Source organism: Bifidobacterium sp. POST2/T3 (B1), assembly GCF_058197115.1.
This window is the reverse complement of record NZ_JBVPQK010000423.1, coordinates 1-2,192: the sequence shown is the minus strand read 5'-3', so window position 1 is coordinate 2,192 and position 2,192 is coordinate 1. Positions and strand designations below refer to the sequence as shown.

2 protein-coding genes are annotated in these 2,192 nt (G+C 57.2%); one reads left to right on the top strand and one right to left on the bottom strand.

The window, feature by feature from the left end:
• Nucleotides 1-732: LysR family transcriptional regulator substrate-binding protein (locus AC0AP0_RS12400; RefSeq protein WP_490430703.1), on the top strand; the 732-nt coding region annotated here is incomplete at its 5' end.
• A 110-nt stretch (nucleotides 733-842) separates the two neighbouring features.
• Here AC0AP0_RS12400 and AC0AP0_RS12395 read toward each other — a convergent pair.
• On the bottom strand, nucleotides 843-1,958 hold the full coding sequence (locus tag AC0AP0_RS12395; protein WP_490430702.1) for a DsbA family protein: 1,116 nt from the start codon (nucleotides 1,956-1,958) through the stop codon (nucleotides 843-845).
• Between the last annotated feature and the right edge of the window lie 234 nt (nucleotides 1,959-2,192).

Below are 2,192 nucleotides of genomic sequence, written 5' to 3'. Positions count from 1 at the left end.
CAGATTCTGGATCAGACCGACCTGCTGGAGGCCCGCTACCGGCAGGTCAGGCCCCGCAAGCAGCTCTGCCGGGTTTCAACCCAGCACTACATGTTCGCTGTGGAAGCTTTCGTGGAGATGATCAACTCCATCGATTCGGATGAGTACGAATTCACCATACGAGAGACGCGCACCAGGGACATCATCGACCAGGTGGCCACTCTTCAGTCCGAGATAGGCATCATCTACGAGTCCGACTTCAACAAACGGGTCCTGTCCAAGATGCTTCGTGAGAAACACCTGGACTTCCATCCCCTCTTCCGTGCAGATCTGCATGTCTTTATCGCCCGGACCAACCCCTTGGCTGATCGGGCCATGGTGACCATGAAGGACTTGGAGCCCTACCCCTTCCTGCAGTATGAGCAAGGAGAGGAGGGTTCCTTCTATTTTGCAGAGGAGGCAGTCTGGCCCGACTATTCCCCCAAGCAAATCACCGTGAGCGACCGGGCCACCATGCTCAACTTCATCGTCGGGCTCAACGCCTACACGGTCTGCACTGGCATCGACAACGAAGACCTGAACAACGAGAAGATCGTCAGTGTCCCCCTGGAGTCGGATGAATCCATGCTTTTGGGCTGGATCGTCAACAGCCGGACCAAGCTGTCCCATGCCGCCGAACTCTACTTGGACAAGTTACGCCAGGTGGTGTCCAACCACGGATATTCGCTGATCGAGCAGGAGTCAAGCAAGTAATAGTCAGGCAAGCGATAGCCGAACCGACAAAGGCTTAACAGGCAAACAACCGAACTGATAACGGCAATCCTTAATTTTTGCCACAGATCATAGCCCTTAGCAGTTGCCGCTTATTCTGCTTTCAGCGCTGTTCCTCGGGCTCCGATGGATGGCATCTTCCCTTGGTGACCCACATCCTGCGAATTCAGTCCCAGGGCCTTGAACAGGGCCCGGTCCAGATGTTCCAAACCTCCCTGGCTCTTTGCAGCTGCGGTCAAATCCCAGACTTTGCCGTTGATCATGATGGTGGGGGTCGAGAACTCTCCTTTGGCATCCTTGGCGTCCTTGCGGGTGATGGCATAGGCGTTGACCTTGTCCACCCATGGTCTGTAGGTGCCCTGGGCAAAACGGTCTGCCAGGGACCTGGGCACGCCCACCCCAACGGCCTGGTCGGCCAGGCGCGCATCGGAGACGGCCTGATAGGAGCTTTCATTGGGCTGGAAGTCGGTAGCAAAGACGGCGGCGGCGAAGGCCGGCAGATGATCCGGATCCTCCTGGGCCACCATGGCCAGGGCGTTGTCGACGCGGCTGGAGTACTGGTCACTGGAGGCCGAATCAAGGAAGTTCAAAAAGTTGTAGGTGACGTTGATCTGGCCTGCGCTAATCATGCGCTGCAGCTGGGGATCGATGACCCGGCCCACCTTGCCACACCATGGGCACATAGGATCCATGAAGATTTCAAGGGTAGGCACACCAGCAACCTTCTTCTTGCTGCCGACTCCCTTAGCTGAGACGGTCAGCCCTCCCTGGTCGTCGGCAACTGACGGCTTGACGGTGACCGCTTGCAGTGCCTTGTAGGCCTTGGCATCCCCAGTGGGGCCCTTGCTGACTTGGGCGGTCGATACTTCCGACGAAGGCTTTTGGGCTGACTGGTCGTCTCCTGAACGGTTAGTCCACAGCATGTAGAAGCCGGCTACAAGCACCAGCACAAGAGCGATCGCAACCAGTATTAGCGGTAGCCTCCGAGACCGCTGAGCAGGCCGGCCTGGCTCTTCCGGTTCCTCAACAGTCAAAGGACGCTCATCAGCAGGTTCTGTCTCATTCGAAGATTTCTCTGCACTAGTTGCTGTGTCAGAAACGGCAGGCTTGGCCGTCTCCTCTGAATTCGTCTGAGGAGCGTCATTCACCTCGTTGACCTCAGTCTGGTCCGGTTCCTCATGACCATTCTGCTCCAGCGGTTTCGTCATGATCCATGGCCTTCCTTGCGATGATGATCCGTCGGCGTGCCCGTCGGACCTTTACCAATCTACACGAGGGTCATCCGACAGAATGACCATTCGAAGAATGTGCGTCAATGCGGCCCTGCACGCACAATCAACATATCGATATGAGCCAGGCATTTGCTCAGGCACCGTAGCGCGCCAGATAGTTCCTGGCGGCATCGGCCGTGCGCTGGTCCAGAATGGGCGACCCGTCCGGAC

Bases quoted from the DNA above. Each gene is read 5' to 3' on its own strand.
- AC0AP0_RS12395 (WP_490430702.1), bottom strand. From the start codon at position 1,958: ATGACGAAACCGCTGGAGCAGAATGGTCATGAGGAACCGGACCAGACT.